The 16706-nt window shown below is 26.2% G+C and carries 12 protein-coding genes; 11 read left to right on the top strand and 1 reads right to left on the bottom strand.

What is annotated here, in order from left to right; translation table 11 throughout:
• Nucleotides 1-296: 296 nt before the first annotated feature.
• From BUB36_RS05440 to BUB36_RS05475, 8 genes are all read left to right on the top strand, one after another.
• Nucleotides 297-3194, top strand: coding sequence for an SNF2-related protein (locus tag BUB36_RS05440; protein ID WP_330390427.1), 2898 nt, complete (start codon nt 297-299; stop codon nt 3192-3194).
• Nucleotides 3195-3210: 16 nt separating this feature from the next.
• Complete coding sequence (locus BUB36_RS05445; protein ID WP_073147814.1) at nt 3211-6387, top strand: site-specific DNA-methyltransferase; 3177 nt, start codon at nt 3211-3213, stop codon at nt 6385-6387.
• 12 nt (nt 6388-6399) lie between these two features.
• Nucleotides 6400-9567: a DEAD/DEAH box helicase family protein gene (locus tag BUB36_RS05450; protein WP_242655724.1), complete on the top strand. Its 3168-nt coding sequence runs from the start codon at nt 6400-6402 to the stop codon at nt 9565-9567.
• A 66-nt stretch (nt 9568-9633) separates the two neighbouring features.
• The gene (locus BUB36_RS05455; protein WP_131821214.1) at nt 9634-10446 is read left to right on the top strand and encodes a DUF1444 family protein; all 813 of its coding nucleotides are present in this window, start codon (nt 9634-9636) and stop codon (nt 10444-10446) included.
• A gap of 93 nt (nt 10447-10539) precedes the next feature.
• Entirely contained in the window at nt 10540-10749 is a 210-nt protein-coding gene (locus tag BUB36_RS05460) for a hypothetical protein (protein ID WP_073147819.1), read from the top strand.
• Between the two features lie 48 nt (nt 10750-10797).
• The gene (locus BUB36_RS05465) at nt 10798-11067 is read left to right on the top strand and encodes a hypothetical protein (RefSeq protein ID WP_073147821.1); all 270 of its coding nucleotides are present in this window, start codon (nt 10798-10800) and stop codon (nt 11065-11067) included.
• Nucleotides 11068-11130: 63 nt separating this feature from the next.
• The gene (locus BUB36_RS05470; RefSeq protein ID WP_073147823.1) at nt 11131-11475 is read left to right on the top strand and encodes a hypothetical protein; all 345 of its coding nucleotides are present in this window, start codon (nt 11131-11133) and stop codon (nt 11473-11475) included.
• 282 nt (nt 11476-11757) lie between these two features.
• A complete protein-coding gene (locus BUB36_RS05475) occupies nt 11758-13524 on the top strand; it encodes a TOTE conflict system archaeo-eukaryotic primase domain-containing protein (RefSeq protein ID WP_073147825.1) in 1767 nt (588 codons plus the stop codon).
• A 131-nt stretch (nt 13525-13655) separates the two neighbouring features.
• On the opposite strand, the gene BUB36_RS05480 is transcribed toward BUB36_RS05475, so the two are convergent.
• Nucleotides 13656-14546, bottom strand: a complete 891-nt coding sequence (locus BUB36_RS05480; protein ID WP_073147827.1) for a tyrosine-type recombinase/integrase — start codon at nt 14544-14546, stop codon at nt 13656-13658.
• Between the two features lie 341 nt (nt 14547-14887).
• On the opposite strand from BUB36_RS05480, the gene BUB36_RS05485 reads away from it, so the two are divergent.
• The 3 genes from BUB36_RS05485 to BUB36_RS05495 are packed head-to-tail and all read left to right on the top strand — an operon-like array spanning nt 14888 to nt 16652.
• Nucleotides 14888-15499, top strand: a complete 612-nt coding sequence (locus tag BUB36_RS05485; protein ID WP_073147829.1) for a DUF488 domain-containing protein — start codon at nt 14888-14890, stop codon at nt 15497-15499.
• Nucleotides 15500-15512: 13 nt separating this feature from the next.
• The gene (locus BUB36_RS05490) at nt 15513-15956 is read left to right on the top strand and encodes a DUF488 domain-containing protein (RefSeq protein WP_073147831.1); all 444 of its coding nucleotides are present in this window, start codon (nt 15513-15515) and stop codon (nt 15954-15956) included.
• A 21-nt stretch (nt 15957-15977) separates the two neighbouring features.
• The gene (locus BUB36_RS05495) at nt 15978-16652 is read left to right on the top strand and encodes a dual OB domain-containing protein (RefSeq protein WP_073147833.1); all 675 of its coding nucleotides are present in this window, start codon (nt 15978-15980) and stop codon (nt 16650-16652) included.
• The last annotated feature ends 54 nt before the right edge of the window (nt 16653-16706 follow it).

Raw genomic sequence — 16706 nt, forward strand, 5'->3', positions numbered from 1 at the left:
CTGATACTTTAGTAAAGAACTTTACATGAACGTTAAATTGGACTATAAATGGCTTTTAAACGTAAAATATGAAAAAAGTGATTTTAGAAATGGTTTCCATTAATATAGAGAGTTAAATAGAATAAATCTAAATCCCATTTTGGATTTTAGAATTGAAAATAGAAGTAAATGATATATTATAAAATTTCTATTTAATCATTGTTTATATAGTGATTTTATGATAATATTTTGGTTTTGCAGATAATGTGTTATAATCGTAGATGTTAAAACAATTGGGAACAAAATACATGATATAGATATATCAATTTAGGGGGATAAAATTGAACTATACAGAATATCATGCAAAATATTATGCAAATGAATTAATTAGAAGGAACTCATGTAGCACCGTAGAGAAGTTATCAATGTCATTGTTTGATGCTACCGTTGATTTAAATCCACACCAAGTTGAAGCAGCTTTATTTGCTTTTCGCTCTCCTATATCCAAGGGAGTAATATTGGCAGATGAAGTTGGTTTAGGAAAAACCATTGAGGCAGGACTTGTGATGTGTCAATATTGGGCTGAAAGAAAAAGAAAAATATTAGTAATTTGTCCATCTTCTTTGCGTAAACAGTGGAGTATTGAATTAAAAGAAAAATTTAATTTGCCTAGTACTATTTTAGAAACGAAAACATATAACGATGAAAAGAAAAATGGTAGTATTAATCCTTTTGAACAAGATAAAGTAATGATAGTATCAACACATTTTGCTAATAGAAAAAAAGAGGATATAAGACTTGTAAACTGGGATTTAGTAGTGATAGATGAAGCACACAAGCTAAGAAATGTTTATAAAAAGAATAATAAGATGGGAAATGGAATTAGGTGGGCTGTTGAAGATAAGAAAAAAATTCTTTTAACGGCTACCCCATTACAAAATTCATTGTTGGAATTATATGGGTTATCTGTATTGATTGATGAACATATTTTTGGCGATATAAAATCATTTCGCTCACAATTTATAAATCAGGGTGAAATAGCACAGTTAAAAGAAAGATTAAAAACATTTACTCATAGAACTTTAAGAAAAGATGTTCTTGAATACATAAAATATACAGAGAGGCATCCACTTACACAAAAATTCAGAGCAACAGATGAGGAATATGAATTATATGAAAAAGTATCGGAGTTTTTACAAAGAGAAGATACATATGCCATACCTAAAAGTCAAAGAACATTAACAACTTTGATTCTTAGGAAATTGTTAGCCTCTTCAACCGAAGCTATTATTGGTACATTAAAGACTATAAAAGATAGGCTTATCAAAATTAAAGATGGATTTGAGACAGAGAGTAACTTGTTTGAAGATTATATAGATGATGAAGATATTTTATGTCAATTACATGAGGATAATGAGGATAATGAAGATATTGAAAATGATAATATTGGATTACAACAAAGGATAATAAATATAGAAAAAATAGAAAATGAAATCAAAGAAATTGAAAAGTTTATTAGTTTAGCAAGAAAAATAAAAATAGATACAAAATCAAATGCATTGCTTAAAGCTATTGAAATAGGTTTTAATAAACTTGAAGATATGGGAGCTAATAGAAAGGCATTGATTTTTACAGAATCAAGAAGAACACAAGAATATATTAAAAATTTTTTAGAAAACAGTGGCTACAAAGATAAAATTGTAGTGTTTAATGGAACAAATACTTGTAAAGAAGCAAGAAATATTTATATTGAATGGCTTGAAAATAATAAAAATACAGGAAAAATTAGTGGCTCAAAATCGGCTGATAAAAGGGCATCTTTGATTGAATATTTTAGAGATAAAGCCGAAATCATGATAGCTACAGAATCAGCAGCTGAAGGGGTTAACTTACAGTTTTGTTCACTAATCATCAACTATGATTTACCTTGGAATCCACAACGAATAGAACAGAGAATAGGAAGATGTCATAGATATGGACAAAAACATGATGTTGTCGTAGTTAATTTTTTGAATGAAAGAAATGCTGCTGATAGAAGAGTTTATGAGCTTTTAGAGAATAAATTTAACTTATTTAAAGGTGTGCTTGGTTCATCAGATGAGGTTCTTGGTAGTTTAGAATCAGGAGTAGATTTTGAAAGAAGAATTTTAAATATATATCAAAACTGTCGAAATCCAGAAGATATAGAGAGAGAATTTAACTTATTACAAAAAGAAATGGAACAAACAATTAATTCAAAAATGGAAGAAACTAAGAAAAATCTACTTGATAATTTTGATGAAGATGTTCATTTAAGATTAAAAGTGCAGCTAGATAAAGCAAAATTGTTTCTAGATAGATATGAAAAATTATTTTGGAGATTAACAAAATATGAATTAAAAAACTTTGCGGAATTTGAAGATGAAAAATTAACTTTTAATCTTTACAAGAATATTAAAGGAGCATTTGTAAAAGGTAATTATAAATTAATTTCTAAAGATAAGAATAAGAAGAATATTGATGGTAATTACTTATATAGAATATCTCATCCAATTGGAGAATATGTAATCAATAATGCATTGAAAAGAGACTTAAAAAAATCAAAATTAATATTTGATATTACAAATCATAGAACAAAAATATCGGTTATTGAACAGCTAAAAGGTAAAAGTGGTTCTTTAATTTTAAGTAAATTTACTATAGATTCTTTTGAAAGAGAAGAATATTTATTATTTAATGGATATTTAACTTCAGGAGAAATACTTCCCCCTGAAGTATGTAAAAAGTTGTTTGAATGTGGCGCAAGTGTCGATAAATCAAATGTTACAAATAGTTATGAAGAGAGATTGTTAAATGATTCTAAGCAACATGCAAGAGCAATATTAAATGAAGTTATGGAGATTAATCAAAAATATTTCTTAGAAGAGCAAGAAAGATTTTATAAATGGGAAGAAGATATGATTTTAAGTGCTGAAAAAGCATTAGAGGACACAAAGGCTCAAATTAAGTTGTTGGAAAGACAAGCTAGAAGAGCTATATCATTAAAAGAACAAAATGATTTAAATAAAAAAATAAAAGAACTAGAAAGGTTAAAACGAAAGCAGAGAAGAGATATTTTTGATATTGAAGATGATGTTAAACAAAAAAGAGAAGAATTAATTGAAGCTCTTGAAAAAAGAATGGAACATAAGACCAATTTAGAAACATTATTTATTATAGATTTTGAAGTGAAATAGAAAGTGAGGAATACTTATGAGTGATAAACTAAATAAGTTTAAAGAATTGCTTAGAACAATGTTTGAAATGGATAAGGCTGATTTAGATTTTGGTATTTATAGAATTATGAATCAGAAAAGAGATGAGATTAACAAATTCTTAGATGAAGACTTATTACCCCAAGTAAAAGATGAGTTATCTAAGTTGGGAAGTAAAGATGTAGAAGATAAAAAGAAAGAATTAGAAAAATTAAAAATAACTTTAGAAGATGCTGGGGTAATTGCAGAAGAAACTCCAAAATATCAAACGCTTAAAAATGAAATAGAAAGTAGTATTGATATAGCTTCTTTAGAAAATGAAATATTCTCTAGTTTAACTAATTTCTTTAGCAGATACTATAAAGAAGGAGATTTTATATCAAAAAGAAGATATAAAGAAGGCGTTTATGCTATTCCTTATGAAGGTGAGGAAGTCAAACTTCATTGGGCTAATGCTGACCAATACTATGTTAAATCCAGCGAAAATTTTAGAGATTATACATTCAAATTAGATGATAGTAAAATTGTACATTTTAAAGTAGTAGAAGCATCTACTGAAAAAGATAATAACAAAACTCAAGATGGTGAAAGAAGATTTGTTCTAAATGAAGAAAAGTTTATTGATATTATTAACGGTGAATTAGTAATTTATTTTAATTTTGTAATAAGACCTAAAGGTGAGAAGAGAGAAAAAATTAATGAACAAACAATGAAAAAATTATTAGAAAGCATAACAGCTAATTCACCATATAAAGAATTTATTGGTTTATTTGTTAATAGACCTACTGAAAAAAATAAAAAAAGAACATTACTTGAAAAACATTTAAATGATTATACAGCTAAAAATACTTTTGATTATTTTATTCATAAAGATTTGGGTGGATTTTTAAGAAGAGAATTAGATTTTTATATCAAAAATGAAGTAATGTTTATTGATGATATAGAAGAAGATGAACAAAAGGTAATAAAATCTATATCAAAAGTGAAAGTAATAAAGAAAATAGGGAATAAAATAATTAAATTTTTAGAGCAATTAGAAAACTTTGAGAAAAAATTATGGGAAAAGAAAAAGTTTGTTATAGAGACTAATTATTGTATTACATTGGATAAAATTGATGAAAAACTTTATCCTGAAATTATTAATAATAAAGAGCAGATAAAAGAATGGAAAGAGCTATTTGCAATTGATGAGTTAGATGGATATAGTGAAGAATTAAACATTGATTTTCTTAAAAATAATCCATATCTAGTTTTAGATACAAAGTTTTTTAATATAGATTTTAAAGAAAAACTATTATGTAGCTTTGAAAATTTAGATAAAGAAATTGATGGTTTATTAGTCCATAGTGATAACTTTCATGCATTAAACCTGTTAAAAGAAAAGTACGAGCAACAAGTGAAGTGTGTTTATATTGACCCACCATATAATACTAATGCGAGTAAAATTGCTTACAAAAATGGATATGAACATTCAAGCTGGATATCTTTAATGGAAAGCAGATTAAATTTAGCTAAGGAATTTATGGCTCAAAATGGAATAATTCAGGTTGCAATTGATGATTATGAATTTAGATATTTAAATTTGTTAATGGAATCTGTTTTTGGTCGCAATAATATGATTTCTAATATTGGGATTCTTACAAATCCTAAAGGACGTGACCAAGAATTTATTGCTCAAGCTCATGATTATACTATTATGTATGGTAAAGACAAGAGATATTCAGAGACATACAACTTTGAGCTTTCTGAAGAAGATATGAAGGCTAAATACTCTAAAGGAGAAGGTAAAGAATCCTATAGAGAGTTACCTTTGAAACGAACTGGTAGTGGGAAATGGCGTGAAGATAGACCATATATGTTTTTTCCATTTCTTTATGATGAAAAGAAAGATGTAACATCAATTATTCCAAAGGAAGAATATGATAAGATTTATGACAAATATACAGACTCTTTTGATGATGTTTTTCTAATGGAATTAAAGAATAAATATGAAATGAAAGGTTTTATATTTATTTTACCAATGGACTCAAATGGTTCATATTTGAGATGGAGATGGGGATATGAGAGCTGTCGTAAAGGTATTGAAAAGGGCTCTTTATTTACGAAAAAGACAATTTCTGGGAAATATAATATTTATGAAAAAAATATGGGAGATGCTTATTATACGCCTAAATCACTATGGATAGGTGAAAAATATGATGCATCAAGTAAAGGAACAAATTTATTAAATTCAATAATACCTAATAATCCATTTGATTATCCTAAGAGTTTATATACAGTTGAAGATAATTTAATAATAGGAAGTAATGATGATTCATTAGTTCTAGATTTCTTTGCAGGTTCTGGAACTACAGGGCATGCTGTAATTAATTTAAATCGTGAAGGTAAAGGGAAAAGAAAATATATTCTAGTGGAAATGGGTGAATATTTCAATACTGTTACAAAACCTAGAATACAAAAAGTAGTATATTCAAAAGATTGGAAAAATGGAAAACCTGTATCGAGAGAAGGTTCTTCTCATATCTTCAAATATATAAAATTAGAATCTTATGAAGATACATTAAATAACTTACTTGTAAGAAATGATATAGATAGATTATTATTAGAATCAAACAAAGATTTTAAAGAAGATTATATGCTTTCATATATGCTTGATGTAGAAACAAAAGGAAGTAACTCTCTTCTTAATGTTGATAAATTTAATAATCCGTTTAGATATACATTAAATATAGAAAGAAATCTTGAAACAAAGAAAGTGAATGTGGATTTAGTTGAAACATTTAATTATTTGATTGGACTTAAAGTAAATAGAATAGAAAAAACTCAAAAGTTCAATGCTATATCAAGTAATAAAGGTGAAGGAACAAATAGCGTAAAGTTAGAGCAAAGTAAAGAAGGGGATTATCTATTCAAAGAGGTAGAAGGATATTTGCCATCAGGTGAAAAAGCATTAATAATTTGGAGAACATTAACAGGAGATTCTGTTAAAGATAATGCAGCACTAGATGCATATTTCTTAAAGAAAAGATACAGTACATTAGATATGGAGTTTGATTATATTTATGTAAACGGAGATAATAATTTACCTAATTTAAAAGTAAATGAAGACAAGTGGAAGGTTATTTTAATAGAAGATGAATTCCATAAAAGAATGTTTGAAGAAAAAGGACTTTAGGGGGTGAGCATCTTGTTAGAAGTAAAGTTTTATAATCAGTTAGTTCTCTACAAATATTTTTTAAAACTCTTTAATGTAGATGATTTTTCAAAATTAAAAGATGCTCTTAAAGCTCCTTCATTAGAAGAATTAGATGAAAATAACATAAGTAAGATTTATCATCAAATGGTATTTGAAAAATTATTCAGTTCTGAATTAAATAAGGATATATTGCTACAATATGACCAAAATATTGTAAAACATACTTTTAGAATAAGTAGAAAAAGAGAAGAGAAAATTAAGTGGAAATATTTTCAATACTTATCACTACTTTTTACAGAGATTTATTTAGATAGATATTTTAGTGATAAGTCTGCATTATTAAAGAGTTTAAATGAATTTGTAGATGAATTTAATAATGATTTGCCTAAAAAACAACATATAGAGAAATACACTGAACGAGATTTATCAAAATTAGCATTTTGGAATGCAACAGGGTCAGGAAAAACATTATTGATGCATATTAACATATTGCAATTTATGCATTATGCACGTAAATATGGTAAGTCAAAAGATATAAATAAAATAATATTATTAACTCCAAATGAAGGATTATCAAATCAGCACAAAAATGAATTTGAACTATCAGATTTAAAAGCCGAATTATTCAGTCAAGATTTATTTGGTTTTAGTATAAAGGAAGAAATTGATAAAATTCAAATTATTGATATTCATAAGATAAAAGATGAAAAAGGTGTAAAAACTTTTTCTGTTGAAGCATTTGAAGGGAATAATCTAGTCCTTGTAGATGAAGGTCATAGAGGTTCAAGTGGAGACGATTGGAAAGAAAAGAGAGATAAACTATGCGAAGAAGGTTTCTCATTTGAATATTCCGCAACCTTTGGTCAGGCAATAGGTGCAGCAACAGGCAAGAAAAAAGAAATTCTTAGACAAGAGTATGCAAAATGTATTTTATTTGATTACTCATATAAGTTCTTTTATGAAGATGGTTATGGAAAAGATTACAAAATATTTAATATGCAAGATGATAATGTAGAAGAGCAGCGAAATCTATATCTTACAGCATGTGTATTGTCATATTATCAACAATTAAAATTGTTTAAAGACAAAAGAAAGGAGTTTATTTCATACCGTATAGAAAAGCCACTATGGATTTTTGTAGGAGGCAAAGTTACAGCAGTTAGGACAGAACGAGGAAAAAAAGTATCGGATGTAGTAGATGTGTTATTGTTCTTGTCAGAGTTTATTAAAGAAAAAAAAAGAAGTATAGAGTATATTGAGCGATTATTAAATGGTAGGTCAGGTTTATTAAGTAGCGATAAGAAAGATTTGTTTGAAAATAATTTTGATTATTTAATTAACAAAGAAGTGACTGCTCAAAAGACCTATGACGAGATTTTAAAGGAAGTCTTCCTTACCATAAGTGCAGATGTTAACCTTCATATAGATAATTTAAAAGGTGCAGATGGTGAAATTGGGCTTCGTGCAGGTGATAATGATTATTTCGGAGTAATAAATGTTGGTGATGTAAATAATCTGCTTAAATTATGTGAAGAAAATGAATTATCTACAGATACTAGGGACTTTTCTGATTCGTTATTTAAAAATATTAATGATAAAGATTCTAAGATTAACATATTGATAGGCTCCAAAAAATTCTCTGAAGGATGGAGTAGTTGGAGAGTTAGCACAATGGGGCTTATGAATATTGGTAAAAAGGAAGGTTCTGAAATAATACAATTATTTGGTAGAGGAGTTAGATTAAAAGGTTATAATTTTAGTTTAAAGAGAAGTAGCGAGATTGATGAAATAAAAGAGAAAAGGCCAAAGTTTATAGATTATATAGAAACTCTAAATATTTTTGGTATACGTTCTGATTATATGGCGCAATTTAAAGAATACTTAGATGATGAGGGTGTACCTACAGAGGAACCTGTTAAAATTGTAATACCTACAATATCTACTTTTGATAAAAATAAAAAATTGAAAACTTTACAAGTGAAAAAAGGATTGAATTTCAAGAAGAATGGACCAAAGCCTGTTTTAGATATGCCTACTGCGTATATGCAAAATAACAAAGTTGTTCTTGACTGGTATCCACGAATACAAGCTATACAGAGTAGACAATTAAAACAACAATCTATTGCTAATATGGAGATGTATTATTTAGAGGATAAGAACTTAGCGTTTTTAGACTATGATAAAATATATTTTGAGATACAGAATTTTAAGAATGAACGTTCATGGTACAATCTTATTATTCATAAGGACAAAATAAAAGAAATATTAAAAGATAAGTCATGGTATAAACTTTTTATACCAAAAGAAGAACTTGAATTTTCAAGTAGAGGATTTAAAGATGTAGAAAAATGGCAAGAGATTGCAACTATATTAATGAAAAAGTATATAGATAAATTTTACAAAACTAAGAAAAAAGAATGGGAATTACCACATCTTGAATATGTTGAAGTAAATGAAAGTGATAAGAAATTGATTGAGGATGAATATAGGTTCGAAATTAATAGAGATGAGACAGCTTTAATTACTAAAATAAATCAATTAAAAGAAGCTATAGAACAAGGTAAGTTAAAAGACTTAGATTTTAAGAATTTCAATCAAGGAAGGTTTTATCCTTTTGCTTTTGAGGAACATTTATTTAATCCTTTAATCCATATAACTAAAGGAACTACAACTATTAAAGTAAAGCCAGTGCATTTAAATGAAGGTGAAAGAGATATAGTTTTACTATTAAAAGATTATTTTGAGAAAAATAATGATTTCTTCAAAGATAAAGAATTGTATCTTTTAAGGAACAAAGCTGGAAAAGATGGTGTAGGTTTCTTTGAAGCAGATAATTTTTATCCTGACTTTATTTTATGGATACTTTATGATAAGAGACAATATGTAACATTTATTGACCCAAAAGGACTAAGAAATCTAAAAGGTGAGACAGATGTAAAGATTGAATTTAATAAAACTATTAAAGATATACAAGAAAGATTAAAAGACCAAGATTCAAATATTACTTTAAATTCATTTATTATGTCTGTAACACCATATGAAGATATTAGTTGGTGGGGAAAGGGTATGACCAAAGCTGATTTTGCGAAGAAGAACGTATTATTCATAGCTGATAAAGAGAAGGCTATAGAGCAAATGCTAAGAAAAATAATTTCATAATTATACAATCTGCTAGAGAAATATCTTTAGCAGATTTTTCATTTTTTGGACCTGACAAGTCATGAAATGTGCGCTATTATTTATAATGTAAAGAATAATAAAGAAGGTGGTTTGTTGAATCAAGGAAAATTTATATCAAAATTTAAAATAGATTTAGAAAAAGAATTTGGTGCTGTAAAAATAAAGGATAACAATATCTTTTTAAGGATAAAGAATACAGAGGTATGTTGCAGTTTACAAGATGTATATAGGGATTATATTATATCGGGTGATTATAATAATGTAAAAGATAGGTATATAGAACTAATATGGGATGTAATATCTAAACAACATTATAAAATAAACCTAGATGTAATTTTTCCAGTTTTACGTCCTTGTACATTTGGTGGAGATAATGCTGGAAAATTTTACAGAGAGAAATTTGCAGAAGATATAATGATATATTTTGTAGAAGATAAAGATGAATTATGGAAGTATTTAACTTTGAAAGAAATAGAGGATAGTGGATATAGCGTTGAGGAGATAAAAAATAAAGCGTTTCAAAATATAAATAAGATTACCAATTCATTAAATGTCTTAGATGAAAATATTAGAATTTATTCGTTAGCATTTGATAATCAATTGGGGTCATCTATTATACTATCAGAAAAGTTTAGGAAACAATTAGATAAAATCGGTAAAGATTTGCTGGTTGCCATTCCAGCACAGGATGCTCTTTTGGTCAGCAAATATACTTATCAAAATCGTTATATAATGAAAAATCTAGTGAAAGTTGAAATTGAAGAGAAGTATAGGATATCAAATAAATTATATAGATATAAAAATAATAAAATAATGTTAGTTAAGGATAAAAATGTTAATTTACAATTGGTCAAATAATAATATATTACATTTATGCTGCAATTACATAAAATATGCTTACAATGCTTGTGTAAAGCCATATCATATAAATAAAAGAAGAGGTGATTTCAAATGAAATATACATTAAAAAATAAAATGATGGATATTATTTTAACCCTTGTAACTGGGGTGATTACGTTTTGGGTTCTTGTGCATATATCTTCCAGCTACATACCAGAGATTAGCGAATACTGGAAACCTGCAGCTATGGTAGTTGCTCCATTTGGATTAAAAGAAGTTATTGAAATTTTAAGAGAAAAAGATATTTCCTTAGAAACATAGTCACAGCTAAACTGTGGCTATTTTAAAAATAAGGAGAGTTTTTAGTATATGAGTGAACAAATCTATTTAATAAATGCAATGCTATCTATAGTATTGATTGTAACTTGTGCAATAATAGATAATAAATACATTAGTTCAAGAGATAGTAAAGATGCTAAAATTCAATTAGAAATTGATTTATCAAATCCATTCCAGTTACTATTACTGATTATAAGTTTGATGATAATTTTGTATATTAAGTATTTAACTATTATAATTACATTTTTATATGCAGGATGGATAATAATACAAATAATAAAATTCAAAAACCAAAACTAATAGCTTGAAACTAGATAATTAAAATAACTATAATCCATATATCACAGAATATGGAGGGATGTTATGAATTATACTAAAGATTATAAAGAAGTTACTTTATCTATTGGAATGGTGAAGTTTTTAAATAAGCTCATTAAATATCATACAAATATTTTGAAACAAGTATATGATATAACAAAAGAAGATTATTGTATAAATCAAATTGAAATATGTGAAATATTATTACTAAAGTTATTTTTATATACACTAAATCATAAAAAGGAAATCTCATTAACACTAAATGTTAAAGAAGCAAAACTTTTAAATGATATTTGTTTTAATTATTTTGAAATTAATTACACAATAGTTAAAACTGATGAAGTTATGTTGAAAGAATTAAGAAAATTTTATAAAGTTATAATCAATTAAGTGGAGGAGCTTAGATGCTTCTCCTTTTATATTTTAAGAACAAAGATTATGTGAACATATTATACAAATAATAACTATGTACGTCTTATATGTAAGTATATAAATATCTATAATGCTTATTCAGTTCATTTATGTACATTATATAAAATTATTGATTATTAGCAGAGGCTCTGATGAAAATTCAGAGTTTTTTATTTTACAAAAAAAGACAACGTAATAATTGGAAAATGAAAATGAAATTTCTTATAATGCATGCACTTTACCAAAAAGGGGTGTATGCATATGTTAGAGTTTTTAAATTTAATAAAATATAAAAAAATACAAGATTTATTTCCAGAGAACATAAATGAAAATTCAGAATTTAAATGCCAAATATGTGGTAAGAAAATGAGTACATTTCATTCTAATCATCTAAAAATACATAATATAATAAAAAATGATTATATAAAGAAATATGGATTTCCAAATAGGTATCATGAGCAAAAATATATATTAAATATGATAATAGATAAAATTTATTCACTGTATATATCCAATACAAAAAAATGGATATATTTAGATAGTATGAGTCGTAGTTATATTACTGTTCAAGAAAGAAAATTTCACAAAGGAGATGTTTTTAGGCATTTAAAAGGAGATAATACATTGGGAGTATTTTCTCTTGAAAAGTGTGCTAAATGGATGATATTTGATATAGATGCTTATTATTCTATATTAGATGCACAGGAGGTAGCATTTAGTATAAAACATTTTTTACAAGGATATATTCCAGCAGAACAAATTCATATAACCTATTCTGGAAATAAAGGATATCATATAGAATTATTTTTTGATAAATTTGTTGCAATATCTGATTTGATAGAGGTATTTTCAATAGTTCTAAATGAAATATGTATAGAGCGATTTGAAGGGGTAAATGTAGAGTTAAGACCAGAATTAAAAGGCGTTAATGGAAAGGGTATAAAACTACCATGTGGTATCAATCATGCAAATGAAGATGAATCGAAAAATTATTGTTCTTTTATGAATGATTTATTTAAAGAAGTAGAAAATGAAGTGGAGTACATATTAAATATTGAAAAAACGGACCATAGAATAATTGACCAAATCATTGAGGATTATAAGTTCATTGATAAAGTAGAGTATGGAGATAAATATTTATACAATAGAAAAAAAGTAAAGCATAAAGATAATGATGGAAATGGAAATACTTTTTTTAAATCTGAAGAAATGTTTATAAACAAAGATATTTGTGTTGAAAATTATAATCATATTACCATTCAAAAATATTTAAAAGAAGGTCTTTCACAACCAGGAACAAGGCATGATATTAGTTTTTTAATTGCTATATATCTTAAAGATAAAGGGTATTCTAGAGAAGAAAATGAAAAGAAATTATTGGAATGGAGCATTAAACAAGTAGAAAAAGGCATGTCTAAATCTTCTAATGTAGAGATAATGAGAGAAATAAAAAACATATCTAATTATGTATATAATCCTAAGAATAATTGTCATTTATCAAGATTCAAAAAAGACGTTTGCATAACAAAATCTGATTTATTGCTGTTTGAACAGTTAAATAAAAATTCCTTGGGAACAGGAAAGCGTGTAATTAATCATCAAAAAATATTATATGCCCTTATTGTACATAGTAAACGATATAAAGAAGATAATGGACAGTTTTATATGACATATACTCAAATACAGAAGTCAACGGGGATAGGGAGTAGAAATACTATTTGCAAATGTATTACAGATTTATATAAATGGGGATATATTACAATCATCTCACGAAATACAAAAATCAGAGAAAATTCTAAAAGAAATAAAGCAAATGTCTACTGCATTAATCAAAAGGATGTTGAATTAGATAGCAACATTTTTAAGTTATGCAATAATAAAGATTTATGTGATAATTGTTTTCTATGTATGATAAAGAAATGTTATAATACAGGGGATTTAAATAAAGTTGTTACTAGGCGTATAAAGGATAAAATAAAAAAACTTAATGATGATAATTGTGTTATGAATAATAAGAGTATAGATTAGGACTAGTATAACATATATTAATGCTTATTCAGTTCAGTTATGAACATTTGTTTCAAGGGTAGACTTAAATAGCATTAAAATTTCATACCTAATATAATAAAAGGAACTACACAAGATAGTTCCTTTTGTATTTAGAGATTTTCTAAAGAATCTACAGCTGCGATTATATCTTCTTTTTCTGTACTTAAATATTTTTGAGTAGTCGTAACGCTTGAATGACCTAAAAGTTCTTGAGCTATATTAATGGGATTAGATTTTACAATTTGGCTAGCAAAGAAATGCCTAAATTTGTGAGGATGGATTTCTATACCTGTTAAGTACTGGTATTTTAAAAATCTTTTATATAGACCAGAGCGAGTGAATTTTTCTCCACGCTCACTTAGAAGTAAATAAGTTGAATCCTTGAATTTATGTTTATTCCTCCACAATAGATAAGATTCTAATGCTTTTCTAATATCTAGGTGTAAAGGAATGAGGCGTTCTTTTCTATTTTTACCAATTACTCTTAAATTTGAACCTCCTATACGCTCTGTGATAGTTAAATCAGAAACTTTTATATTTATAGCTTCTGTAATTCTGACACCTGACTTGGAAAAAAGTTCAAAAATAAAAATATCTAGCACATTTCCTTCCTTGTATATAGCTCTTTTTATCTTTTTGAATTCCTTTAATGTGAATGTCTCTTTCTGAATTGAATTATTAAGTTTTATTTTTTTTAGAGATATTGCAGGATTTGTTTTAATAATGCTCTTGTTTTGTAAAAAAGTAAAATATTCCTTTATTGCAGCAATACGATTGTTTATAGTATTTGCTTTTAATCCTCTAGTTACCATGTAAGTTCGCCAGTCTTGCAAATCCATAAGAATAATATTGCTAGCAATAAATTCTTCATCAAATGTCTGCTGATAATAATTAATAAAATTTAAGATATTAAGCGTATAAGTTTTTAATGTACCATTTGATTTATCTTGGTTCTTTAAATATTCCATAAAATTATTCATATAAAATCCCTTTTCATTCATAAAAATTCCTCCTTCAAATAATTATAAAGAATTTTATTGAATGTATAGAGGGATTTTCAAGTAGTTTCAAGTAGTATTGGAGTATATAGCAGTAGCGCAATATTCATAAAAATAGCATAAAAATATTTTGTTCCGAATTTTTTTGTACTTAATTTAAATTTCAGAGGTTTCTAGAGCTGATAGTTTCGTTGCTAAAAAATATTGATTCGGAGACAAACATCTATTTGTTACCGAGGTTTTGTGGAAAAAAGAAAAATTTAGGAGTATAATTATGATGTAAGTATAAAATTTGTTAATATTTATTTTTAGATAATATTTTCGGTTACAAAGAAGGGATAAGTATGAATATATTATATACGATAGGTCATTCAAATTTAACTACAGAAAATTTTCTTAAATTATTAAGAAAATATGGTGTTAATTGCGTTGTAGATGTTAGAAGTACTCCATATTCAAAATTTACTCCACAGTTCAATGAAATTGAATTGAAGAATTTTCTTAATCAAAATGGTGTTTATTATATAGGTATGGGTAGAGAATTTGGAGCTAGGAGAAATAGTAAAAATTTATATACCATGGATGGATATTTAGATTTTGAAAAAGTAAAAAAGGATGCAGATTTTATTTTAGGAGTGAATCGTATAAAAAAAGGTGTAAAAAAGGGATATCATATTGCATTTATGTGTACCGAAAAAAATGCAATTGATTGTCATAGAAATATTCTTGTTGCTAAGTATTTTTATGATTTAGGGTATGACATAAAAAATATTAATCATAATGGAGATTATATATCTCAAGAGGAAATAAATGAACTGTTATTAGATATGTATTTTCCAAGAAGAAATGAAATTTCATTGTTTGACAGTGAAAATTTATCAGATGAGGAATTGCTAAAAGAAGCATATAAAAAAAGAAATAAGGATATTGGATATAGTATTAATAATGAAGAATAGGGAATGGTGAAATATGAGATTATATACAATTGGTTTTACTAAAAAATCTGCAAAAGAATTTTTTGAATTGTTAAAAAAGAATAATGTTAGAACACTGCTTGACATACGACTTAATAATTCTTCTCAACTTGCTGGATTTACAAAAGGTAGAGATTTAGAATATTTTTTAATGGAAATGGCAGGAATTAAATATATTCATGATGTTGATTTTAGTCCTACTAAACAAATATTAAATGATTATAAAAAGAAGATAATTACTTGGGGAGAATACGAGAAGTTATTTGAAAAATTAATTTTAAAAAGAAATATAAAAGACAAAGTTAATAAGTATTTTAATGGAAATTTAGATGGTGTATGTTTACTTTGTAGTGAAGCAACTTCTGAAAACTGTCATAGAAGATTAATTGCAGAATATTTAAAAAATAGTTTTGATTATATAGAAATTATTCATTTATAGTTGAAAAGAGGGGGGATAACGATGAAAAAAAGATTTGCATTGTTAGCAAAATCACCAAAATGTAAAAATTTATGTATAGCTGGAATAGATTTAGAGAAACAAGATTTTATACGTATTGTTTCACAAGAAGAAGAGATAGAATATGCTGTTAGACATAAAGATGCTATGTATGATGAAAGAACACCGATACAATTACATGATATAATTGAATGTGAATGTATTAGCAAGGATAATAATATTTATCAACCAGAAAACTACATAAATGATGACCAATATTACTGGGAAAAGATAGGGGTATTTGATTTAAGTACTTTACTAAACATGAAAATATTGAATAGAGAAAAATATATTTTTTATAATACTTCTAGGGCTATATTACCAAGTGAAATTAATAATATTACAATAGAACAAAGATATTCCTTAATGTTAATTAAACCACAAGAAGTATATATTACAGTTCAGGATAATCCTTGGAATGAATGGGGACACAAAAAAATACGAATGCATATAAAATATAAAAATAGATGGTATTATGATATTTCAGTTACCGACACTAAAATAACTAATGAATATGACAATTATAGTATTGGTAAATATAAACTAGATAGAGATGTTTTATTATTTATAAGTTTAGGTGAATTACATAAAGAAACACAAAGACACTATAAATTAGTTACTAATTGCATATTTATCTAAATTTAAAATTGATTTTACCTGCGTAACGTTATTGATTATGAATTATATTTTATA

Source organism: Paramaledivibacter caminithermalis DSM 15212 (assembly GCF_900142245.1).
GTDB classification, from domain to species: Bacteria; Bacillota; Clostridia; order Peptostreptococcales; family Caminicellaceae; genus Paramaledivibacter; species Paramaledivibacter caminithermalis.